The organism is Nocardia brasiliensis NBRC 14402, from assembly GCF_000308475.2.
GTDB lineage: Bacteria > Actinomycetota > Actinomycetes > Mycobacteriales > Mycobacteriaceae > Nocardia > Nocardia brasiliensis.
Map to the genome: position 1 here is coordinate 78,574 of NZ_BAFT02000068.1, position 22,391 is coordinate 100,964.

Genomic DNA, 22,391 nt, shown 5'->3' on the forward strand with positions numbered 1-22,391 from the left:
CCTGCGGCATACCTGGGCCGGTCGGTTCGGCCCAGGTATGCCGGGCGGTCAGCCGGTGAACGCGGACGCCGGCGCCAGCGGAACTATGAGGCTGGACGGTCGTACGGCGTCCCGGTGGATCTGCTGGGACGAGCCGAGCAGGCGGGGCAGGTCGGTGGGGATCGGCATGGTCGACGGGAACGTGCCGCTCGTGATGCGCACGCGCAGCGCGTGCCCGGGTTCCAGGCGATAGAAGGTCGGGCGGATCTTGATCGCCAGTTCGGTCACCGCGCCCGGCGTGAGCAATTGCTCGGCATCCTTGCGCACCACGTGTTCCGGTGCGTAGATCGTGCCATCCGTTGTGCGCCAGGTCTTTTCATCGTTCAGGGTGCGCTGGCTGGCCAGCTGGGAGCCGCCGGTGATATTCACCGCCGTGCCGTCGGGGGCGACATCGTCGAGCCAGACCTGGAAGGCGGCGTCGTTGCTCGTCGAGGACGCGTAGAGCTCGACGCTGCTCGGTCCGGCCAGCACGGTCGGTTCGGTCACCGGGTCCATCGTGTAGCGCAGGCCCGCGGTCGGCTCCTGCACCCACTCTGTACAGGGGTTGTAGGCGTTGAACAGCCGGAACAGGAAATCGAACAGGCCGGCGCTGTACTGGCCGAGGCTCTGCCGGTTGCAGATGGTGTCGATGCCGGTGTAGTCCAGCCGATCCGAGGCGTCGGCGGCCGCGGGCGGCTGCGCCACCAGGCGGTTGCCGTCGAAATAGCGCCGCTGAATCGCGGCCTGTTCGAACGGATACCGCGCGGTGGCCACCGCCATATTGTTCGGATCGATCACATGTAATGGCGTGTCGGTTTTGTCTATTCCGTTCGGAATGTCCTTGAGCCACCGGTCGAACCATGCGACGGTGATCATGTCGGTATCCAGCCGGGAGCCGGGACCGAAGCCCAGACCCACGTGGTACCAGGGGCCCATCAGCAGCTGATACCGGCCGTCGGTGGCCTGCCCCGGCGCCATCGGCGCGAACTGATCCTTGCCCGCGGCGATGTTCTGCAGCTGGGAGTAGTTGCGCCACGGCCCTTCCTGGTACAGATCCCAGAGGCCGCCGACCTGGTACATCGCGATGTCGTTGTCCACCACCCGGCGCAGCTCGGTTTCGAAGCGCCGGTCCTGCCACCACTGGCCGTCATAGGCGAGCGGACCGCCCGCATACGCCTCGAGCAGCAGTTTGATGGTGCTGTCGGAAGAGACCACGGCTTGCAGATGATCGACCAACGACCTGATGAACTGCTGCGGCGACACCACGGCGGTCATGAACGGGCCGATCAGACTGAGATAGGGCACCAGCACCGAGATCGCGGTCAGCAGGATCGGGCTCATCATGCCGTCGTGGCCGAGCACCTCGTTGAAGATGTTGTTGGGCATGGCCATCGGCACGATCGCCTTCAACGGCGAACCGGGCGAAACGGATTCGGCGGTCCGCAGCGCCGACAGCGCGGGGAACGAGTAGCCGTACATGCCGACCTTGCCGTTGGAGCCCGGCAGCTTCGCGGCCCAGTCGACCAACTGCGCGCCGTCCACACCGTCCTGCTGCGAGGCCGGATTCCACGCGCCGGTCGACCCGCCCGTGCCGCGCACATCCGCGATGACCTCGATGTACCCGCGGCGCACCAGCATGTCCTGGGCGCTGGTGCCCTGGTTGATGATGCGCCGGGCGTCCTTCAGCTGATCGGGCAGCGGAATGTGGAAAGTGTCGATCACGCTGGTGACCGCCGCGGTGAGCGCGCTCGTCACCGCGCCGTAGGTGGTGAAGTTGACGACGACCGGGAATTCGCCCGCGGCGCGCTGCCCCGTCGCGGGGTCGGTCGGATAGCGCACCTCGGTCTGCAGTTGGGTGCCGTCGGCGAGCGGCACGATATGTCCCAATTCATAAGCGACGCCGTAGCGTTCGGGCGTTGGCTGGTAGCCGGCGGGCAGGCCGAAATCGGCGGGCGCGTTCGGGACCGGGCCCGAACTGGGGACCGCGTGCGCGGCGGGAGTGAACTGGATGATCAGTCCGACGGCGGTGCACGCGGCGGCGACCGTCACGGTGCGGCGGGAGACCCGCGTCCGGGAAGCAATTCTCAACTACCTGAACCTTTGCTGGGCGGTGGTCGAGGTCAAACGGCCTGCTACCCGTCCATCGGCTGGTGCGCGGATCGAGTGCGGAGAACAGTGGCCACCGCGTCCCGGATTGTGTCCAGGCGAGTCGGCGCCACGCCTGACCTCATCGTCGGTACCCAGCACAACGCATAGGCGGGGTACCGCAACACTGGCAATTCGCAAGAGCGCGCGAACGGTCTTTGGAAAAGTGCCTAAAAGGTTGGGTGCGAGCGGGTTACGGAGCGAACGCCGCGGACTCCAGCCGCCGGGCCAGCCGCGCGGCGGACAGCGTCATCGCGTCGGCGGGACGATGCGGGTCGAGCCCGGTCAGCTCGTGCACCCGGGAAAGCCGGTAGGTCACCGTATTCCGGTGCACGTTGAGCTGGCGGGCCGTCGCCAGCTGGTTGAAACCGCTGTCGACGAACACCTCCAGCGTTTCGGCCAGCATCGGCTGCGCGTCCAGCGGCGCCAGCACCGCGGCCAGGCCGGGACGCGCGGCATCGCTCACCGCGACGGTGTATTCGAACTGCAGATTCTGTCTGCGGCACAGGATTTCGCGCTTCGTCAGGCACCGGCCCAGTTCGGCGAGCACCCTGGCCTCGGCGTACATCGCCGGGATGGCGTCCTTGCTGCGGGCGGCGCCGACGCCGACCCAGTACGGCGGCGGCTCGGTGGGCTCCTGCACGGGCAGTCGTGCGGTGAGCCCGCCGAGCGTGGCCGAACCGTCGTCACCCGGCTGCAGCGGGATCAGCGCGGTCCAGCCGCCGGCGTCCAGGCGCAGGAACACGCCCGGAATCGCCTCGACCCGGTGCCGCAGCGCCGACGCGGGCCCGCCGCGGGTACCGCACAGGCGGAACACCGCGACGAGGAACGCGTCGGCCACCGGGATCACCGGATCGTTGGCCCATTCCACCGGATCACGGCCGGTGAGCAGCGCGTCGGCGATGCCGCGCCTGCGCTCCATCAGTTCCCAGCGGGGGTCGTGCACCCGCTGGGTGGCCGCGCCGGCGATCCGCGAGGTGACCAGCGTGACGTACTTCAACAGCACCAGCGACGCGTCCAGCAGCAGCTCGCGCTCCGGCGGACTCGCCGAGGCGCGCAACCGTTCCCAGATGAACGCCGCGCCGAGCCGGTAGCGCTCCAGCACCTCGGGCAGTGGGGTGCCGTCGCGCAACCGGTCCATCGCGAGTTCGACGAGTTCCCGGGTGTCCTCGTCGGTGGGTTCTTCGCCGCGGCGCAGGTATTCGAAGAACAGGTCGACGTTGAGCTTGGTGCCCCGGGCGAAGTCCGTTTCGACCAGCGACTGGGGCAACCGCTCGTAGGGCGGGATCGACGCGTAGAACCCGTCGAGCATCGACGCGGTCCGTCGATGGAGGTCGTCGAACACCCGTGTCCGCGATGGCATCATGCTGGTCTTCTTCCCGGACTAGGTCGAGTACAGGGCCTCGATCGTATCTGTGTAACCGCTGGAAATCGGCTTGCGCTTGAGTTTGCCGGTGGCCGTCAGATAGTCACTGCCGTTCTCCCACACCTCGGGGAGCACGATGTACTTCTTGATCTGTTCCACCCGGGAGAGTTTGCTGTTCGCCGCCGCGATGCCCTCCTCGATCGCGGTGAGGATCACCGGGTCCTTCGCCAGCTCCGCGACCGTGGTCCCGGTCAGGTTGTGCCGCTGGGCGTACGCGGCGGCCAGGTCGGGGTCGAGCAGCAGCAGCGCGGTGTTGAACGGACGTTGCTCGCCGATCACGACGACCGTGGACACCAGCGAGCAGTTGTCGGTGACGGTGTTCTCGATGTTGGCCGGGGACATGTTCTTGCCCGCCGCGTTGATGATGAGTTCTTTCTTGCGGTCGATGATCGACAGGTAGCCGTCGCTGTCGATGGTGCCGATATCGCCGGTGTGCAGCCAGCCGTCGGCGTCGATCGTCTCCGCGGTCTTGGCCGGGTCGTTGCGGTAGCCGCGCATCACCATCTTGCCGCGGATCAGCACCTCGCCGTCCTCGGCGAGCATGATCTCCGCGCCGGGCAGCACGGTGCCCACGGTGCCGATCTTGATCCGCTCCGGCGGGTTGAGCGTGGCGCCGGCCGTGCACTCGCTCATGCCGTAGCCCTCGCACAGCGGCAGACCCAGGCCGAGGAAGAACTCGTGCACCTCCGGCGGGATCGCGACCGAGCCGGTGACCGCGACGCGCACCTTGTCCAGGCCGAGCCGTTCCCGAATCGGCGCGAGCACAAGGCGATCCGCGAGACCGAGCTGTATGCGGTCGAGCGTGCCCAGGGTGCGGCCGTCGGACACGGCGCGGGCCTGCTTGCGGCCGATGTCGATCGCCCAGCGCACCAGCCTGCGCCTGACCGGAGCCTCCGCGGCGAACCTTTCTTCCAGTGCGCCTTTGACTTTCACCCAGACCCGGGGCACGCCGAGGAACACGCTCGGGTGCACCTCGCCGAGCGCGGCGGCGACCTGCTTGAAATCGGGCACCGTGGTGATCTGCGCGCCGGTGAGCATGGTGAGGTAGTGCGCGAACCAGCGGTTCGCGGCATGGGCGTCGGGCAGGTAGGAGATCACCCGGTCCTCGGCGGTGCCGCCGCCGAATTGGTCTAGCACCCTGGCGTTCTCGATGAAATTGGTGTGGGTGAGTTCCACGCCCTTCGGCGGCCCCGTGGTGCCGGAGGTGTAGACGATGGTGAGCAGATCCTCGGGCCGCACCTTGCGCCAGGTGTCGTCGAAATCGAAGCCGTCGGCCGTGCGCTGCTCGACCTCGGCGAGCGAGAGAGTGCCCTCGGGCGCCGCGTCCACGCTGATCACGTGCTGGACGTGGATGCCCTGCTCGGCAGCCTTGGCGACCGCCTCCAGGATCTTCGGGGCGAACTGCTGCTCGCAGATGACGACCTTGGCGCCCGAGTTGTCGAACTGGTAGGTCAGTAGGTCGACCGGGTTGGTGTTGTAGACCGAGAACGGGGTCGCGCCGGTGTGCAGCACGGCGGTGTCGCAGAGGTGGAACTCCGGGCGGTTGGTCAGCATGATCGCGACCGTGTCGCCGGGCGCGACGCCCAGCGCGGCGAGCCCGGTGGCGATGGCGCGGACCCGCTCGCCGTATTCCCGCCACGTGATCGAGACGGCGCCACCGAAGGTGCGCAGCGCGACCGCGTCGGAGTATTTGGCGACATTCGCCTGGAATGCCGCACACAGCGTGTCGGGCGGCCGGTGACCGCCGGGACTGTCGTTGAAACCAAGACCTAACCTCTGCTACCGAAGGGCTGAGGCCCGCGCCGCTCGTTCGGGGAGACGGAGATGACCTCATCGTCACTATTAAGCACAACGCATGAGTGAGCGTCTTCGCTAGCGGCAAACGCGCAGAGTGTGGCGCGCCGCCTTGTGCAATTGACCAAGTTTCTTCCTCACTGGCACAGCGGCCACGAGCCGGGATGGTCGACCGGCAGGCTCGGCGCGGCCAGGTCGGTCTCGGTGGCGGGGGAGAAGCAGTTCGCCCCGGCGCTGCCGAGGCGTCCGCCGCCGAAATCGATGACCGATCCGGCGCCGAGGGTGCCGGTGCTCTGGGTCAGGACCACGTCGCCGCCGAAACGTGAGCGCTCGACCTTACCGGTGAGTTCGGCCAGGTCGCCGACGGTGTGCACGTGCAGGTCGGCGACCGCCGCGTCGGTCACCGTGGTGTCGGCGATCTCGAACGTCATGCGCGCCCGGGCCGGCGCGGGACCGCTGGGGGAGTAGGCGTAGACGCCGATACCGTCGGCGCTGCACTGGCTGAGCTGCGCGTTGCGCAGCGTGAGCGCGGTGGTGTTGTCCCGGCCGAAACTGGCCGAGAACAGGCAACTGCCGAGGTTGCCCGGCACCACCGGATTCAGCACCGCGGCCAGGAAACTGGAGCGGGCGGCGGAGAGCCCGTCGATGGTCATCACGTGGCGCGCGCCCTCGGCGCTCAGATTGAGATTTTCGACGATATCGCCTGGCACGTCGATGAATTCGCTGTTGGTCAGGGTCACCTCACTGTCCGGAGTGCCATTGCTGGTGACGAATTCGATGCCGTTGGCCGAGAAATGGCCGCCGCCGTGCCGATAGCTGTTGCGGTCGATGGTGATTCGCATGCGAGCGCGGTCGGCGGCGTTGACGAACAGGCCCTCGCTGTCGGCCGCGGCGTTGAGCGGGTCGTGCTCGGGCACCGCGATATCGCGCTGGGTGTTGCCGCGCAAAGCCGCGGTGAGCGAGGAGGTTCCGGTGCTCTGCAGGCCGACGGCCAGGACCGACAGCTTCGCGAGCCCCTGATTGATCCGCTCGGTCAGATTGCCGGTGAGGGTTGCCGACACCTGCGCCGTGCCGGTGGTGCGGACGTCGATGCCGTCGCCGCACGGAGTGTCGTGCACGGTGTTGCCCTCGATGGTGAGCGTGCTCGCGCCCGCGTCGGAGTCGACCATGATGGCGGCCCAGCCGTTGTTGAGCGCCACCACATTCGGTGCGACCGGCAGCGACGTGCCGAACGGAACGCCGAGCATCGGCGGGAACGGCTGCACCAGGAAACCGTCGTGACAGGCCCGGTTGGTCGCGGTCACGGTGTTGCCGCTCAGCGTGGTGTTTCCGACGTTGCGACCGTAGATCCCGCCGCGCTGGGCCGCGGTGACGGTGAGATCGCGGACCTCGGTGTCCGGGGCCAGCCGGATCGCGTCGCCGTCCAGCGCGCCGGTCGTATTGGCCACCGCGGCAACGCTTCCCGGCGCCCGGCCGCCGATCAGGTGCTGGCCGCGTTTGAGCGCCAGACCGCCGTCGAGCGGCGCTGTCCCGGGCGGTGCGGGCAGCACGACGATGGTGTCGCCCTCGCCGGAAGCCTGCTGCACCGCCGCCAGACTGTTGAAAGGCGCTGTCTCGGTGCCGCTTCCGTCTGCCGCGGCGGTCGCGCTCACATACCAGGTGCGGCCCTGGTCGGCGGCCGCCTGCGTGGGTACCGCGGCGAAAGTGAGCAGGCAGCAGCAGGTGCCGATCGCGGCGAGCTGCGGCGAGGTGAGTTTCATGGGGCCTTCCGGATCGATCTGGTTGATCCAGCCCACCCGATGTGCGGCGCGCGGGGTATCGGCAGAATGCCGAACCTGACGTCGCTTCTTTGTGCCTTTGCCCGGTCCGGTCAGTGTGCCACCGCGGTCGCCAGCGGATACGGCGGATCGCCGATGCCGACGATGCGCAGGTTGCCCCAGGGGTCGCGCTCCTGTAACCGGCCGGCGGTGGGGTAGCGGCCGGGCAGCGCGAGGAACACCTCCGCGCGCCCGGGATCGGGGAGTTCGTCGCCCGCCGTCGCAGTGATCCGGCCGTACCAGTGATATCGGCCGTCGATCGGGTCGGCGTGCCCGCTGAGCGCGACCGTCACCGGTAGCAGCGCGCCGGGGGCGTCGAGCATCGCCGGACCCGAATACTCGTATGCCGGTTCCCGGTCCGCGGCCACGGTGAGGTCGTAGTGGCCGGGATCCGGATGCCGCATGGCCCGCCAGTAGGACACGCTGGAGCCGGGCCACGCGGCGCGGTTGACCCCGTGCTCGTCCAGATACCAGCTCTGGCAGCCGCCCGAATTCCACACTGTCCCGGCGAGTTTCGCTTGGGTGCGGCGGTTGAACTCGTGCTGGGTCGCTGAACGCACTTCGATCCGGGTGTTGCCGGTCTTGCGCAGCAGTTCGACGCACTGGCGGAGGTAGCGCGCCTGTGCCTCGATCATGAAGATGATCGACTGATGCCCGCCACCGGAATTGGGGCCGACAATGAGGAACAGGTTCGGGAACCCGTGCACGGCGACGCCGAGGAAGCCCTCCATGCCGTTGCGCCAAGCGTGCGGCAGTGTGAGCCCGTTCGCGCCGACGATGTGCTGGTCGGCGAACCGGTCGGAGATCTTGAAACCGGTGCCGTAGACGATGGCGTCGAATGTTTCCTCGGCTCCGTCGACGGTGGCGATGCCGGTCTCGGTGAGCCGGGCGATCGGCGTGGTCTGCAACGTGACGTTTTCCCGCTGCAGCGCGGGATAGTAGTTGTTGGACACCAGGATTCGTTTGCAACCGAGCCGATAGTCCGGAGTGAGCCGCAGCCGCAGTTCGGGATCGCGTACCTGCCTGCGCAGGTGGCCGCGCGCGACCGACTCCACCCGGCGCATCAGCTCCGGATGCATGAACGCGGGGATCATCGACTCGTAGCCCCAGTAGATCGCCCATCGGTAGAGTCGTTGCGCGCCCGGCAGATACCGGAACGCGCCGTGCTCCAGCGCGGACAGTGGGCGGTCGGGTTTCGGCACGATCCAGTGCGGGGTGCGCTGGAAGACCGTCACCTGCGCGGCATCCTCGGCGATCCGCGGCACGAACTGCACGGCGCTCGCGCCGGTGCCGATCACCGCGATGCGCTTACCGCGCACGTCGTAGTCGTGCTCCCACTGCGCAGAGTGAAAGCTCTTGCCGCGGAACTCTTCCCGGCCGGGAAAGGCGGGGATCGAGGGCTCGTGCAGCGGACCGGACGCCAGCACGACCAGGCGTGGCCGGAATCGCCGCCCGTCCGCGAGCCCGACGGTCCAGCGGTCCTCGGCATCGTCGAAATCGAGTGTCACCACCTCCGCGTGGAATCGCAGATGGGTGCGCAGGTCGTACTTGTCCACGGTGTCGCGCAGATAGTCGAGGATCTCCGGCTGCCGCGCGAACATGCGTGTCCAGCGCTGATTCTGCTCGAAAGAGTACGAGTACATCAGCGACATCACATCGCAGCCCGCGCCCGGATATGTGTTCTCCCGCCAGGTTCCGCCGATTTCACCGGCCTTCTCCAGCACGACGAAATCGTCGATGCCCGCCCGGCGCAATTCGATGGCCATGCCGAGGCCGCCGAAACCCGCACCGACGATGACGATATCGGGTTCGGGGTTCATCCGAGCAACCCCCGCTGCCGCCAGATCCACTCGCCGATCGGGCCGATGAGTCCTTGTTTCTGCAGGAACGCACCGAGATTCGCGGCACCGATGCCGAGCGCCTTCTTGGCATCGGGGTTGCTCGCCGCGATCCGGCGGGCCGCCCGGCCGTCGAGGCCGGCGCGGTCGTACATGTGCCGGTTGGTCAGCAGGTAGACGAACAGCGGGGCCGCGACCGCGACACACAGCCGGGTGTAGGCGAGTTCGGCCCGCGACATGGTCGGCACCCGCCTGGCCAGCGCGTCCCTGGCGAAACCGATATGGCGTGCCTCCTCGGTGACGTGGATGCGCATCGCGCGAGACACCAAGGGCTGCAACTCCGGATCGTCGAGTGTGCGGCGCTGGATGGCGTCGAAGATCTCCTCACCGACCAGCGCGCCGACCCAGGTCATGGAGCCGCGCAAGAAGAGCGGCAGCACCCCGATGGCCATCCGGCCCGCCCGGCGCGGCCAGTACGGCCGGGCCTCGATGCGATCGATCAGCTTGCCGAACATCATCATGTGCCGGCACTCGTCGCCCATTTCGACGAGCGTGTAGTGCGAGTGCCTGGTGGTCGGGTCGTCGGCCATCAGCTCGCGCAACAGCAGCCGGTTGAGCAGGTTCTCGAACCAGATGCCCACGGAGAGCACGTTCGCGAGTTCCTGACGGGACAGTTCGCGGCGCTGCTGCGGGGTCATCGATTCCCAGAGCGCGGTGCCGTACAGCGAGACCACCTCGGCGGGCAGGAAGAGTTTGTCCGGATCCAGGGGCGCGTCCCAGTCCATGTCGATCACCGGGTCGTAGGACTTCTTGACCGATCCGGTCAGCAGGCGCTGCGCGAAGGACTCCTGGGGGATCAGTGCGGCGTCGTTGCCCATGACTGCTCCAACATTGTCGATTTAACCGATACAAACTGTTACATACAGGTTAGTGAGACAATATGTCGCAGTCAATCGTGCTGCGGGTATCGTGATGAGGTGACCACGACGAGTGCCCAGTCCGAGCCGCCCGCCGCGGACGGCCGCGCGACTCGCTGGAACGGGCACAAGGCCCGGCGGCGGGCCGACGTGATCGACGCGGCGATCACCGTCATCGAGGAAAACGGCGTCGACGTGTCCGTCCAGCAGATCGCCGACCGGTTGAAGCTGCCCCGCCCGGTGGTCTACCGCCACTTCGACGGCCGCACCGATCTGGACGAGCAGATCCGCCGCCAGATCCTGGAATCGCTACTGGCACAGATCATGCCGACGCTGCACCCCGACGGCACTGTGCGCGACGCCGTGCGCGGCGCGATCGGCACCTACGTCCGCTGGGTCGAGCGGCACCCGAACCTGCACCGCTTCATCGGCGGCGCGGCGCCGCAGGGCGAAACCTCGCTGGCCGGGGCCAGGGACCGGATCGGTGGCCGGCTGGCCGACATGTTCGCGCTCTGGCTGTCCGGCTTCGGCATCGACCAGGCCCGCGCGCGGCCGATGGCCTTCGGCATCATCGGTTTCGTCGACGGGGTGGTGAACAGCTGGCGCGCCGATGCCGGCACGACGCTCACCTCCGACCAGGTGGAAGGCATCCTCACCGAATCGGTGCTGGCGCTCTTCGAGGGCAACGCACGCAGTCTCGGCGTGCCGCTGGAGCGCGATCTGGTCGTGCGGGACCTGCTGGTGGCACCGGAAGCGCTGAGCGCCAGGTGATCAGCAGGCGCGGCTGCTCACGGCCGGTGTAGTTCGACTGCGAGACGGATCAATTCGGGCACGTGCTCGCCGTCGGTGCGGGCGTGCCGCACCGCCTCCTCGATCGGAAAAGCCCGCACCTCCACGATCTGCTCGGCGTCGTCCGGATTGGTCGGCGCGGCGTCGAGCGCCACGTCGGCTGCGCACCACAGCCAGGCCTTGTGCGGATGCGGTTGCCAATCCCGAAACGGCGCAGCGCGATTGCTGGTGGCGTAGTGTGCGCCGAGCCACCGCACCGGACCGGTAAGGTAGGCGCCCGCCTCTTCCCGAAGTTCGCGGCGGAGGCAAGCGTCGATGGACTCGTCCTTTTCGCGGGTGCCGCCGGGCAGCAGCCAGACGTCGCGTTCGTCGCGGCACAGCACGACGGTGTCGCCGACGAAGCCGACGACGTGGATGTTGGTGACCAGCTCGTCGGGGGGTGCGGCGGTGCGGAACTGCACGTCCATCTCGCCCCACGCCCAGTGGGTCGGGGTGTGCAGCAACGGATATCGATCGGCGAAGGTCACGACACGAAACTAGCGGGGCGAGACGGTACGGAGGAGGGGGACCACGTTGACTACGCTGAGGCCGGTGTCCGAACCTGTGCCATTGACGAGGCTGCTCGACGACGCGGGATTGCTGTCGCTCGAACATCGCCTGCACGTCGAGGAGGTGCTGGGTTCGCATCGGTGGCAGGCCGATATGGAGGCGGGGCGGCTGGAATTCATCGGTGCCGAACGCACGGTGGTCTGTACGAAGTTCCATCTGCTCGGGACCGCGGACGCCGAATCATGGCTGTGGGCCTGGGCGAACCCGTGGGGTTTCGGCAAACCGCTGATCGCGGTGGCACGGATGGTGCGCGAGTTCGGGATTCGCTACGGCGTCGCCGAATTGTGTGCCGCGGAGATGCCGGTCGCGCTCGGCCGGGCGCAGCCGGAACCGCACCAGGTGGCGAACCTGCTGGCCGATGCCGCGAAAGTGGTGTCGGGGCACTGGAGTTCCTACTGCGGTGTCACCGACGGCACGTGTGTCGCGTTTCTGGTCGAGCATCCGGACTTCCGGCTGCCGCCGCCCACCGCGGCCGGGCTGGCCCGGGTGCTCGCGCACGGGGTGAACGCCCTGCCGCTGGTCGACTACCGCCGCGCGATGCAGAGCTACCTCAGCAGGCGGGGCATGGTCACCGAGTTCGTGGAGCGCCAGCGCCTGCTCGAATTCAGCGGCTCCGGCGTCACGGGCACCATCGAGTTCGATGATGGCGGTCACGTGGTCAATCTCGAGGTCGGCGTCGCGATCGATCGCATCGAGCTACCGTCCGCACCCGCCACGCGTACGGCGAACATCGAGATGTGCTGAGCCGCAGGCGGTCAGCCTTTCGTGCCCGTCAGCAGTTGGTAGCCGCGGTGCCAGGCCCATTCCACCGGCCCGCGCTCGAAGCGGCGCAGCCACAGATGCGCGCTCGTCACGATGATCGCCGACACCAGCAGATACATGCCGACCGTGAACGGCACGTACAGGTCGGGCGCGACCCGCGCGGCGAGGCCGAAACCCCAGCCGTAGCACAGGATCGACGCGACGAGATTCTGCAGGATGTAGCAGCTGAGCGCGGTCCGCCCGACCTCGGTGAGGCGGCGGCCGACGAACCCGGCCTGCGTGCGGCGCAGGTAGAACTGCGCGACCAGCGCGAGAATACCCAGCGCGACGAAAGGCGCGGTGCCGTAACGGGTGTAGAGGAACAGGTGGCCGCCGCCGAAGACGCCCGCGAGCAGATCGAGCGGCGCGGCGACGCCGAAACCGATGATCATCAACCGTTTGCGCAGCACGGCGCCCTCCGGCCGGAAGACCCCGGCCCGGAACAATCGGGCGCCGAGCAGGAACAGCGCGATCGACATCGCGAAGACGAACAGCGTCTCCACCCGGAACGGGCCCACCTCCTGCACCCGGAACACCACGAGATCCCAGAACGACCCGTCCGCATAGGGATTCGCGCGTTGCTGCGGTATCTCGGGCCCGCTGTCGTCCGGCGCGAAGATCGTCGCGAGCGCGATGAGCGTGAGCATCGCGACATGGATGCTCGCCGTGCCGATCAGCCAACGGCGTTGTGCGCGTTCACTTGTCACGAGCAGATAGGCGACGACCAAACCGGTGACGGCGTAACCCATCAGCACGTCGAATTCCGCGACGAACAGATAGTTCAGCACACCGTCGAGCAGCAGCAGTCCCGCGCGCACCGGGTAGGTGCCCGGCCACTTGCGGCCGCCGCGCTGCGCGGAGGCCTGCTGGATCGCCAGGCCGATGCCGAACATGATGGTGAGCAGGCCGAGGAACTTGCCCTGCGCCAGCTGCTGCAGCACTCGCTCGGTCCAGAGCCAGCCTTCGGCCTGGCCTTTGAGCTCGGTGAGATAGCCGAGAATGCCGCGGCTGTTGGTCATGATCCAGATATTGGTGCCGAGGGTGCCGAGGATCGCGATGCCGCGCAACACATCCAGCGCGACCAGCCGCGGGCGTGCGGGCACAACGGGGCCTTGCGCGCCGGCGGCGCGCGGATGGGCGAGAGAATCGGTCATGTATCGAGAATCGGCCCTCGGGCCGCGCGCGCAGATCCTTCGGAAGTACCACGCGCAGGATGAATTCACGGGTCGTCCGGCCCATCCTTCGGCGTAACCCGGCACCCGGAGCGCGGCCGATCGGAGGGTGCTCCGACGCGCTGCGCAGCGTCCGGGGAGGGCGGTGCACGGACCGCAGTCGGCGACGCCTACTAGGCTCGACCCATGCAGCGCATCATCGGAATCGAGGTCGAGTACGGGATTTCGACCCCAACCGAGCCGTCGGCCAACCCGATCCTCACCTCCACCCAGGCCGTCCTCGCCTACGCCGCCGCCGAGGGTGTGCCGCGGGCGAAACGCACCAGGTGGGACTACGAGGTGGAGTCGCCGCTGCGCGACGCGCGCGGCTTCGACCTGAGCCGGATGAACGGCCCGGCCCCGGTGATCGACGCCGACGAGGTCGGCGCGGCCAACATGATCCTCACCAACGGCGCGCGGCTCTACGTCGACCACGCGCACCCCGAATATTCCGCGCCCGAGGTCACCGATCCGCTGGACGCGGTGATCTGGGACAAGGCGGGGGAGCGGGTGATGGAGGCCGCCGCGCGGCACGCGTCCAGCGTGCCCGGCGCGCCGCGCCTGCAGCTGTACAAGAACAACGTCGACGGCAAGGGCGCCTCCTACGGCACCCACGAGAACTACCTGATGAGCCGCGACACCCCGTTCAACCAGATCATCCTGGGCCTGACCCCGTTCTTCGTGTCCCGTCAGGTGGTCACCGGCTCCGGGCGGGTCGGCATCGGCCAGTCCGGCGATCACGCCGGGTTCCAGCTCTCCCAGCGCGCCGACTACATCGAGGTCGAGGTCGGCCTGGAGACCACGCTCAAGCGCGGCATCATCAACACCCGCGACGAGCCGCACGCCGATGCGGACAAATACCGCAGGCTGCACGTCATCATCGGCGACGCGAACCTGGCCGAGATGTCGACCTACCTCAAGGTCGGCACCACCGCGCTGGTACTGGATCTGATCGAGGCGGGCGAGGACCTGTCCGATCTGCAACTGGCCCGCCCGGTCACCGCCGTGCACACGATCAGCCACGACCCGACCCTGCGCGCCACCGTCGCGCTCACCGACGGCCGCGAGCTCACCGGCCTCGCGCTGCAGCGGATGTACCTGGATCGGGTGATCAAGTTCGTGGATCGCACCGGCAACGACGACAAGCGCGTCCAGGACATCATCGAGAACTGGGCGATGGTGCTCGACCTGCTCGAACGCGACCCGATGGAATGCGCGAGCCTGCTCGACTGGCCGGCCAAGCTGCGCCTGCTCGAGGGCATGCGCCAGCGCGAGGGCCTCAGCTGGGCCGCGCCCAAGCTGCACCTGATGGACCTGCAGTACTCCGACGTCCGGCTGGACAAGGGTCTCTACAACCGCCTGGTGGCACGGGGCTCGATGAAACGGCTCGTCACCGAGCAGCAGGTGCTCGACGCGATGACCAACCCGCCCACCGACACCCGGGCCTACTTCCGCGGCGAATGCCTGCGCCGCTTCGGCGCCGATATCGCCGCGGCGAGCTGGGATTCGGTGATCTTCGACCTGGGCGGCGACTCGCTGGTCCGCATCCCGACCCTGGAACCGCGCCGGGGCACGAAAGCCCATGTCGGCAAGCTGCTCGACGGCGTGACCTCGGCCGCCGACCTTGTGGAACAGCTCACAACCTAGGTATCAACACAGTTCCACATCGGTACGGAATACGACATCGCGTCGGTTCTGCTGGGTAGTGTTGAAGAACGGGCACGGACATTGCTCATGATCGGGGCCGTGCTCGCAAGTGAGCTCCGGTCATGATGAGGACAGAGGAGGTCGGCTGCCATGGCACAAGAGCAGACCAAGCGCGCCGGGGGCGGCGACGAGGATGAGGGCCCGGACGGTGTGGACGCCGCCGGTCAGGAGCGCCGCGAAAAGCTTGCGGAGGAGACCGACGACCTACTCGACGAGATCGATGATGTGCTCGAGGAGAACGCCGAAGACTTCGTCCGCGCGTACGTTCAGAAAGGCGGCCAGTGACAGTAGGTGACCCCTCGCGTCTCCACCTGGGGTACGCCCTCTCGTCCTTCTCCGAATACCTTCGCATGCACGCGCCGGACCTGTTGCCCGCCAACAAGTTCGCCGCGATGGACGGCGCCGGGCTCGGCGCCGCCGCGAAGGATCTCGCGCCGCATGGAACCACCATCGTCGCGATCAGCTACCGCGGTGGCGTGCTCATCGCGGGTGACCGGCGGGCCACCCAGGGAAACCTGTTGGCCAGCAGGGACATCGAGAAGGTCTACATCACCGACAGCTTCTCCGCGGCCGGCATCGCGGGTACCGCGGGCATGGCCGTCGAGATGGTGCGGATCTTCGCGGTGGAGCTGGAGCACTACGAGAAGCTCGAGGGCGTGCCACTGACTTTCGACGGTAAGGCGAACAAGCTGTCGAAGATGGTGCGTGAGAATCTGCCTGCGGCCCTGCAGGGTCTGGCGGTGGTACCGATGCTGGTCGGCTACGACCACAACGCCACCGATCCGGACCGGTCGGGCCGCATCGTGTCCTTCGATGTGGTGGGTGGACGCAGTGAAGAGCGGTTCGGTTACGCGGCGGTGGGATCGGGTTCGGTCTTCGCCAAGGGATCGCTGAAGAAGCTGTACACCAAGGGAATTGATCAGGAGCGGGCGTTGCGCGTCGCCGTCGAGGCGCTGTTCGACGCGGCCGACGACGACACTGCGACCGGCGGTCCCGATCTGCTGCGCGGGATCTACCCGACGGCGATCGTGATCGACGACGACGGCGCGGTCGAGGTGACCGAGGATCGTCTGGCCGAGATCGCGCGGGCGATCGTCGCCGACCGTGAGGCTGCGGAAGAAGGGAGCGCTCGCGCATGACACTGCCGTACTACGCGTCGGCCGAGCAGATCATGCGCGACAAGACCGAGCTCGCCCGCAAGGGCATCGCTCGGGGTCGCAGCGTCGTGGTCCTGGTGTACGACAAGGGTGTCGTGTTCGTCGCGGAGAACCCGTCCGCGACGCTGCACAAGGTGAGTGAGCTCTACGACCGGGTCGGGTTCGCCGCGGTCGGCAAGTACAACGAGTTCGAGAATCTGCGCCGGGACGGCATTCTCCGGGCCGACCTGCGTGGATACTCCTACGACCGCCGGGATGTGACCGGGCGGGCGTTGGCCAACGGGTACGCGCAGCTGCTCGGCACCATCTTCACCGACCAGCTCAAGCCGTACGAGGTGGAGATCTGTGTCGCCGAGGTGGGGTATCCGGAACAGCAGCCGACCTCGGTGCTGTATCGGATCACCTTCGACGGGTCGATCGTGGACGAGCGCGAATACGTGGTGATGGGCGGCACGACCGAGCCCATCGTCACGGCGCTGAAGGCGTCCTACCAGCCCGGCCTGGACCTGGCCGCCGCGATCAAGGTCGCGGTGCAGGCCCTGCAGGCCGGGGTGCCCGAGGGCGCGGAGAAGGAGAAGCGCGTGCTCGGCGTGAGCTCCCTCGAGGTCGCCACGCTGGAGCAGGCGCGGCCGCGGCGGGCGTTCCGCCGGGTCACCAACTCCACCCTCGAGCAGCTGCTCGAGCCGCCGAAGAAGGCCAAGAAGGCGGAGGAGCCGCCGGCCGCGGAGACCCCGGCCGCGGAGTAGCCGGAAAGCCGGTATCGGGCCCGTAGCGGACAAACGCCGCTACGGGCCCGAGTCGGGTCCGGGTGTCGAGCGAACCGGGCATAACGGGCCGAATCGTTGTGAACCCGTATGCGTTCGTGTTGTCCGCAGCCCCACGCGAGTGCATGACATGGCTGTAATGTCGATGGTGTGCAGCGACGAATCATGGGGATCGAGACCGAGTTCGGTGTGACATGCACCTTCCACGGTCACCGTCGGCTGTCCCCCGACGAGGTGGCCCGGTATCTTTTCCGCCGGGTGGTGTCCTGGGGCCGTAGCTCGAACGTGTTCCTCCGCAACGGTGCTCGGCTCTACTTGGATGTCGGGTCCCATCCGGAGTACGCGACTGCCGAATGCGACAGCCTGCACCAATTGGTGACCCACGACCGAGCAGGCGAGCGGGTCCTCGAAGAGTTGTTGATCGATGCCGAGCAGCGGCTCGCCGAAGAAGGCATCGGCGGCGACATCTACTTGTTCAAGAACAACACCGATTCCGCGGGCAACTCCTACGGCTGCCACGAGAACTTCCTCGTGGTGCGGGCCGGCGAGTTCTCCAGGATCTCCGACGTGCTGCTGCCGTTCCTGGTCACCCGCCAGTTGATCTGCGGCGCGGGCAAGATCCTGCAGACGCCGAAGGCGGCCACGTTCTGCCTGTCGCAGCGGGCCGAGCACATCTGGGAGGGCGTCTCCTCGGCGACCACCCGTTCGCGGCCGATCATCAACACCCGCGACGAGCCGCACGCGGACGCGGAGAAGTACCGCCGCCTGCACGTCATCGTGGGCGATTCGAACATGGCCGAGACCACCACCATGCTCAAGGTCGGCACCGCCGCCCTGGTGCTGGAGATGATCGAGGCGGGCGTCTCCTTCCGTGACTTCGCGCTGGACAACCCGATTCGCGCGATCCGGGAGGTCAGCCACGACCTGACGGGTCGCCGTCCGGTGCGCCTGGCGGGCGGCCGGCAGGCCAGCGCCCTCGACATCCAGCGCGAGTACTACGCCCGCGCGGTCGAGCATTTGCGCAACCGGGACCGGGATCCGCAGATCGACCAGGTCGTCGACCTGTGGGGCCGCACCCTGGACGCGGTCGAGGCGCAGGACTTCGCCAAGGTGGACACCGAGATCGACTGGGTGATCAAGCGCAAGCTCTTCCAGCGCTACCAGGATCGCTACAGCATGGAGCTGTCCGATCCGAAGATCGCCCAGCTGGACCTGGCCTACCACGACATCAAGCGCGGCCGCGGCGTGTTCGACCTGCTGCAGCGCAAGGGGCTGGCCAAGCGGATCACCGAGGACGAGGCCGTGGACGCCGCGGTCGACACCCCGCCGCAGACCACCCGGGCCAAGCTGCGCGGCGATTTCATCACCGCGGCGCAGGAGGCGGGGCGCGACTTCACCGTCGACTGGGTGCACCTCAAGTTGAACGATCAGGCGCAGCGCACGGTCCTGTGCAAGGATCCGTTCCGCTCGGTCGACGAACGCGTGGACCGGCTGATCGCCTCCATGTAGAACGGGGCGACCGAACCCGATCCGTCGGGTCTCGGTCGCCGTCGGATCTCGGCGCTGACGTGCGCGCCGATCGTGCCTACCGTGGAGGCATGGCAGATACCGAACTCTTGAACGAGCTGCTCGCCGTCGAGCGGCGGGGCTGGGACTCGCTCTGCGACGGCACCGGCGCCGATTTCTACGGCGCCCTGATGACCGGCGACGCGGTCATGGTGCTCGCCGGCGGCATGATCCTGGACCGTCCCGGAGTCGTTGCCGCCCTGAAAGATTCACCGCCCTGGCGCACCTACGAGATCCGCGACCCGCGCCTGGTCGACGTCGGCGTGCACAGCAAGATCCTCGTCTACACCGGCGTCGCCTACCGCGCCGCCCCCGAACCCGCCTTCACCGGCCGCATGTCCAGCGTCTACCTCCGCGCCGGCGGCGAATGGAAACTGGCCCTCTACCAGCAAACCCCACTCACCGACTGAGTTCGTCTTCGGCGAGGTAGCGTTCTACGGTCGCGATCTTGGCGGTCATGGCGTCGGTGACGCCGGGGCGGATATCGGCTTTGAGGACCAGGCTGCAGCGGGGGGCGACGGCGATCACGGCGTCGGTGGCGGCTTTGACGACGGCCATCACCTCGTCCCATTCGCCCTCGACGGTGGTGAACATGGCATCGGTGCGGTTGGGCAGGCCGCTGGCCCGCACCACGCGGACCGCCTCGGCCACCGCCCGGCCCACGTCGACGCCGGTCCCGAGCGGCGTCACGGAAAACGCGATGATCATGTACTCCATAGTGCCCAAGGGTTTGGCTGGGCGCGGAATCGCGCGCCGCCGCGCACGGCGGGCGCGCCGCCCATTACCCTCTATCGGGTGGCGATATCCAAGGTCGAGCGGCTGATGAATCTGGTCATCGCGCTGCTGTCGACCCGGCAGTTCCTGACCGCGGAGCGGATCCGGGACAGCGTCGCGGGGTACGAGGATTCCGTCAGCGACGAGGCGTTCAGCCGAATGTTCGAGCGGGACAAGAACGAACTGCGTGACCTGGGCATACCTCTCGAGATCGGACCGGTGAGCCGGTACTCGTCGGTGGAGGGCTACCGGATCAACCGCGACGCCTACGAACTGCCCGAGATCGATCTGTCCGACGAGGAGGCGGCCGCGGTCGCGGTGGCCGTGCAGATGTGGGAGTCGCCGGAACTGGCCGCCGCCGCGGACGGCGCGCTGCTCAAGCTCCGCGCGGCGGGCGTGCACGTGGAGACCGACGCCACGGTGGCCGCCGTGCCCGCGGTCCCGGCCCGCACTCGCGGCTCCGAACCGGTGCTCGGCAAACTCCTCGCCGCCATCGACGCGGGCCAAGCGGTGCGGTTCGAGCATCGCGGCGCGATCAACGCCCCCTATCTGATGCGCGACGTGGAACCGTGGGGTGTGGTCACCCATCACGGCCGCTGGTATCTGGTGGGGCACGACCGGGACCGGGACGCGGTGCGCAGCTTCCGCCTGTCCCGGATCGGGGACGACGTCACGCCCTACGGTCCGGCGAACACGGTGCGCAAGCCCGACGGCATCGACCTGCGCGCGATCGTCTCGCAGGTGACCAGCTCGGCGCCGGTCAGCGGCACCGCGACGGTGTGGGTGGCCGACGGCCGGGGCCGCGAGCTGCGCCGGATCGGCCAGGTCACCGGCGAACGCACGATCGGCGGCCGGGCCGGCGCGGTGGTCGAGCTGCCGGTGCGCTCACGCGACTGGATCGCCCGCCTGATCACCGGACTGGGCCCGGACGCGGTGGTGCTCGCGCCCGAGGAGTTGCGCACCGACGTGGTCAACCGGCTGCGCTCGGTGTTCGATCGCACGGAGGTCACCGCGTGAATTCCCGGCTTTCCGTGCGGCTTTCGCGGCTGCTCAACATGATCCCGTACTTCATCGCGCATCCCGGCATCAGCGCCGCGGAGGCCGCCGCCGACCTGGGCGTCACCTCCAAACAGCTGATGAGCGATCTCAACCAGCTGTGGATGTGCGGGCTGCCCGGCTACGGTCCCGGCGACCTGATCGACCTCTCGTTCTCCGAGGAGAGCATCGAGGTCACCTTCTCCGCGGGCATCGACCGGCCGCTGCGGCTGACCTCGACCGAGGCGACCGCGCTGCTGGTGGCGCTGCGTTCGATCGTGGAGATGCCGGGCATGGTCGATCCGACCGCGGCGCACGCCGCCATCGCGAAGATCGAGTCGGCGATCGCGGGCGGCTCGGGCGCCGCACCGGAGCAGACCCGCACGCCGCCGCTGGAGGCGCCCGCCGTCGCCACGGTGCGTTCGGCGCTGGCCCGGCAGCGCGCGTTGCGCCTGGTCTACTACTCCGCGAGCCGGGACGTGGTGTCCGAGCGGGTGGTCGACCCGATCCGAATCGTCCTGGTGGACAACAACAGCTATCTGCAAGCCTGGTGCAGGCAGGCCGAGGGCGTGCGCCTGTTCCGGTTCGACCGGATCGAGGACGCCACCGAACTCGACGAGCCGGCGCGCCCGCCGAGCCACGCCACCGAGGAGTCCGCCGCGCTCGACCTCTTCCAAGACGATCCCGCGGTTCCCTTGGCGCGCTTGCGCATTCACCCCGACTACGCCTGGGTGCTCGATCAGTACCCGATGAACCGGATCGCGGTGCACGCCGACGGCAGCCTGGAGGCGACGATGCGGTTCGCCACCCTGGACTGGATGGCGCGGCTGCTGCTCGGCTTCGGCTCCGGCGTGACCGCGCTGGGGCCGCCGGAACTGGTCGCCGCGGTGCGCGAACGTTCCAACGCCGCCCTGGCCGCCTATGCCGCAGCGGGATTCGAGCCGACATGACCAGCCGGGTCATGGTGATCGGTGCGGGCAGCATCGGCATCTTCGTCGGCGGCAAACTGGCCGTCGCGGGCGCGGACGTCACCTTTGTCGGCCGGCCGCGGCTGCTCGACGAGATCGCCGCGTCCGGTATCCGGCTCACCGACCTGGACGGCGGGGACGACGCACTGGCGGCCGACCGGTTCCGGGTGGCCACCGAGCCGGACGATATCGGCTCGGCCGAGTTGGTGCTCGTCACGGTGAAATCGGCGGCGACCGCCGACGCGGTGCGCGAGCTGGCGGGCAAGATACGCCCGGGCACCGTGGTGCTGAGCCTGCAGAACGGGATCGGCAACGACACCGTGATTCGGGAGATCCTGCCGCACTGCGTGGTGCTGGCGGGCATGGTCATGTTCAACGTGGTGCATCACGCGGCAGGCAGGTTCCATCGCGGTACCGAGGGCGGCCTCGCGGTGCAGGACGATCCGGAGCTCGCGCCGTTCCTCGGCGTCTTCGAGCAGGCCGGGCTGGCGCTGCGCCGCTACCCGGACCTGCGCCCGGTGCAGTGGGCCAAGCTGCTGCTGAATCTGAACAATCCGATCAACGCGCTGTCCGGGCGTCCGCTGCGCGAACAGCTCGCCGACCGGGACTATCGCCGCTGCCTGGCGCTCACCCAGCGGGAGGCGCTCACTGTGATGAACAAAGCGCGAATTGCGCCCGCGCGGCTGACCCCGGTACCGCCGCGCGTCATGGCGACGCTGCTGACCGTGCCCGACGGGATCTTCCGGCGGGTGTTCGGACAGGTGCTCGCCGTGGACCCGATGGCGCGCTCGTCCATGTCCGACGATCTGGCTCTGCGGCGCAAAACCGAAATCTCTTGGCTGTGTGGGGAAATCGTGGGACTGGGGGCCATGGTCGATCTTCCGACACCGGTCAATCAGCGGTTGATCGAACTGGTCGTCGCGGCGGAGCAGGGGGATCGGCGCACGTGGACCGGGCCGGAGCTGCTCGCGCAACTGCGCGCCGCGCGGGCGGCGATCCGGTGACCCGGCCCGGCCGGCCCGGCTGAACACCGGACAAACGCGGCGGACAGTGGC

At 68.2% G+C, this 22,391-nt stretch carries 20 protein-coding genes; 11 read left to right on the plus strand and 9 right to left on the minus strand.

The window, feature by feature from the left end:
* Window positions 1–48: 48 nt before the first annotated feature.
* The 6 genes from TY25_RS25065 to TY25_RS25090 form a co-directional block, all read right to left on the minus strand.
* Complete coding sequence (locus TY25_RS25065) at window positions 49–2,106, minus strand: CocE/NonD family hydrolase (protein WP_081869094.1); 2,058 nt, start codon at window positions 2,104–2,106, stop codon at window positions 49–51.
* A gap of 250 nt (window positions 2,107–2,356) precedes the next feature.
* Window positions 2,357–3,529, minus strand: a complete 1,173-nt coding sequence (locus TY25_RS25070; RefSeq protein ID WP_014986175.1) for a PucR family transcriptional regulator — start codon at window positions 3,527–3,529, stop codon at window positions 2,357–2,359.
* An 18-nt stretch (window positions 3,530–3,547) separates the two neighbouring features.
* Entirely contained in the window at window positions 3,548–5,311 is a 1,764-nt protein-coding gene (locus TY25_RS25075; protein WP_042259833.1) for an AMP-dependent synthetase/ligase, read from the minus strand.
* 209 nt (window positions 5,312–5,520) lie between these two features.
* A complete protein-coding gene (locus tag TY25_RS25080; protein ID WP_146153933.1) occupies window positions 5,521–7,143 on the minus strand; it encodes a right-handed parallel beta-helix repeat-containing protein in 1,623 nt (540 codons plus the stop codon).
* Between the two features lie 110 nt (window positions 7,144–7,253).
* Window positions 7,254–9,020 carry a DUF4873 domain-containing protein gene (locus TY25_RS25085; RefSeq protein WP_042259839.1) on the minus strand — a complete coding sequence of 589 codons (1,767 nt, stop codon included), beginning with the start codon at window positions 9,018–9,020 and terminating at the stop codon, window positions 7,254–7,256.
* Window positions 9,017–9,916: an AurF N-oxygenase family protein gene (locus TY25_RS25090; RefSeq protein ID WP_042259842.1), complete on the minus strand. Its 900-nt coding sequence runs from the start codon at window positions 9,914–9,916 to the stop codon at window positions 9,017–9,019. The genes TY25_RS25085 and TY25_RS25090 overlap by 4 nt, the downstream gene beginning before the upstream one ends.
* Before the next feature lie 99 nt (window positions 9,917–10,015).
* On the opposite strand from TY25_RS25090, the gene TY25_RS25095 reads away from it, so the two are divergent.
* The gene (locus tag TY25_RS25095; RefSeq protein WP_029895718.1) at window positions 10,016–10,726 is read left to right on the plus strand and encodes a TetR/AcrR family transcriptional regulator; all 711 of its coding nucleotides are present in this window, start codon (window positions 10,016–10,018) and stop codon (window positions 10,724–10,726) included.
* Window positions 10,727–10,743: 17 nt separating this feature from the next.
* Here the strand turns inward: TY25_RS25095 and TY25_RS25100 are convergent, their stop codons facing one another.
* Window positions 10,744–11,271 carry an NUDIX hydrolase gene (locus TY25_RS25100; protein WP_201773702.1) on the minus strand — a complete coding sequence of 176 codons (528 nt, stop codon included), beginning with the start codon at window positions 11,269–11,271 and terminating at the stop codon, window positions 10,744–10,746.
* Window positions 11,272–11,335: 64 nt separating this feature from the next.
* Between TY25_RS25100 and TY25_RS25105 the strand changes: the two genes are divergently transcribed.
* Complete coding sequence (locus TY25_RS25105) at window positions 11,336–12,097, plus strand: DUF6882 domain-containing protein (RefSeq protein ID WP_042259846.1); 762 nt, start codon at window positions 11,336–11,338, stop codon at window positions 12,095–12,097.
* 11 nt (window positions 12,098–12,108) lie between these two features.
* Here the strand turns inward: TY25_RS25105 and TY25_RS25110 are convergent, their stop codons facing one another.
* Window positions 12,109–13,308, minus strand: a complete 1,200-nt coding sequence (locus tag TY25_RS25110) for a DUF418 domain-containing protein (protein ID WP_042259847.1) — start codon at window positions 13,306–13,308, stop codon at window positions 12,109–12,111.
* Window positions 13,309–13,512: 204 nt separating this feature from the next.
* Here TY25_RS25110 and dop point away from each other — a divergent pair, with 204 nt between their 5' ends.
* The 6 genes from dop to TY25_RS25140 all read left to right on the plus strand — a co-directional run bounded on the left by dop (window position 13,513) and on the right by TY25_RS25140 (window position 18,969).
* Window positions 13,513–15,012 (plus strand): depupylase/deamidase Dop, encoded by a 1,500-nt coding sequence (dop, locus tag TY25_RS25115; RefSeq protein ID WP_014986167.1) that lies wholly within the window; start codon window positions 13,513–13,515, stop codon window positions 15,010–15,012.
* A gap of 150 nt (window positions 15,013–15,162) precedes the next feature.
* Complete coding sequence (locus TY25_RS25120; RefSeq protein WP_014986166.1) at window positions 15,163–15,357, plus strand: ubiquitin-like protein Pup; 195 nt, start codon at window positions 15,163–15,165, stop codon at window positions 15,355–15,357.
* A gap of 65 nt (window positions 15,358–15,422) precedes the next feature.
* Window positions 15,423–16,211 carry a proteasome subunit beta gene (gene prcB / locus TY25_RS25125; protein ID WP_370466246.1) on the plus strand — a complete coding sequence of 263 codons (789 nt, stop codon included), beginning with the start codon at window positions 15,423–15,425 and terminating at the stop codon, window positions 16,209–16,211.
* The gene (prcA, locus tag TY25_RS25130) at window positions 16,208–16,975 is read left to right on the plus strand and encodes a proteasome subunit alpha (RefSeq protein WP_042259853.1); all 768 of its coding nucleotides are present in this window, start codon (window positions 16,208–16,210) and stop codon (window positions 16,973–16,975) included. The genes prcB and prcA overlap by 4 nt, the downstream gene beginning before the upstream one ends.
* Before the next feature lie 168 nt (window positions 16,976–17,143).
* Window positions 17,144–18,502 (plus strand): Pup--protein ligase, encoded by a 1,359-nt coding sequence (gene pafA / locus TY25_RS25135; RefSeq protein WP_014986163.1) that lies wholly within the window; start codon window positions 17,144–17,146, stop codon window positions 18,500–18,502.
* An 89-nt stretch (window positions 18,503–18,591) separates the two neighbouring features.
* On the plus strand, window positions 18,592–18,969 hold the full coding sequence (locus TY25_RS25140; RefSeq protein WP_042259854.1) for a nuclear transport factor 2 family protein: 378 nt from the start codon (window positions 18,592–18,594) through the stop codon (window positions 18,967–18,969).
* Here TY25_RS25140 and TY25_RS25145 read toward each other — a convergent pair.
* Entirely contained in the window at window positions 18,959–19,267 is a 309-nt protein-coding gene (locus tag TY25_RS25145; protein WP_029895696.1) for an MTH1187 family thiamine-binding protein, read from the minus strand. The two genes, TY25_RS25140 and TY25_RS25145, sit on opposite strands and share 11 nt — an antisense overlap.
* 87 nt (window positions 19,268–19,354) lie before the next feature.
* Here TY25_RS25145 and TY25_RS25150 point away from each other — a divergent pair, with 87 nt between their 5' ends.
* From TY25_RS25150 to TY25_RS25160, 3 genes are read left to right on the plus strand one after another with little or no spacing between them, the layout of a single operon-like run.
* Window positions 19,355–20,350, plus strand: a complete 996-nt coding sequence (locus tag TY25_RS25150; RefSeq protein ID WP_141691999.1) for a helix-turn-helix transcriptional regulator — start codon at window positions 19,355–19,357, stop codon at window positions 20,348–20,350.
* On the plus strand, window positions 20,347–21,318 hold the full coding sequence (locus tag TY25_RS25155; protein ID WP_042259856.1) for a helix-turn-helix transcriptional regulator: 972 nt from the start codon (window positions 20,347–20,349) through the stop codon (window positions 21,316–21,318). Before TY25_RS25150 ends, TY25_RS25155 begins: the two co-directional genes overlap by 4 nt.
* On the plus strand, window positions 21,315–22,340 hold the full coding sequence (locus TY25_RS25160; protein ID WP_042259858.1) for a 2-dehydropantoate 2-reductase: 1,026 nt from the start codon (window positions 21,315–21,317) through the stop codon (window positions 22,338–22,340). The genes TY25_RS25155 and TY25_RS25160 overlap by 4 nt, the downstream gene beginning before the upstream one ends.
* Window positions 22,341–22,391: the final 51 nt, after the last annotated feature.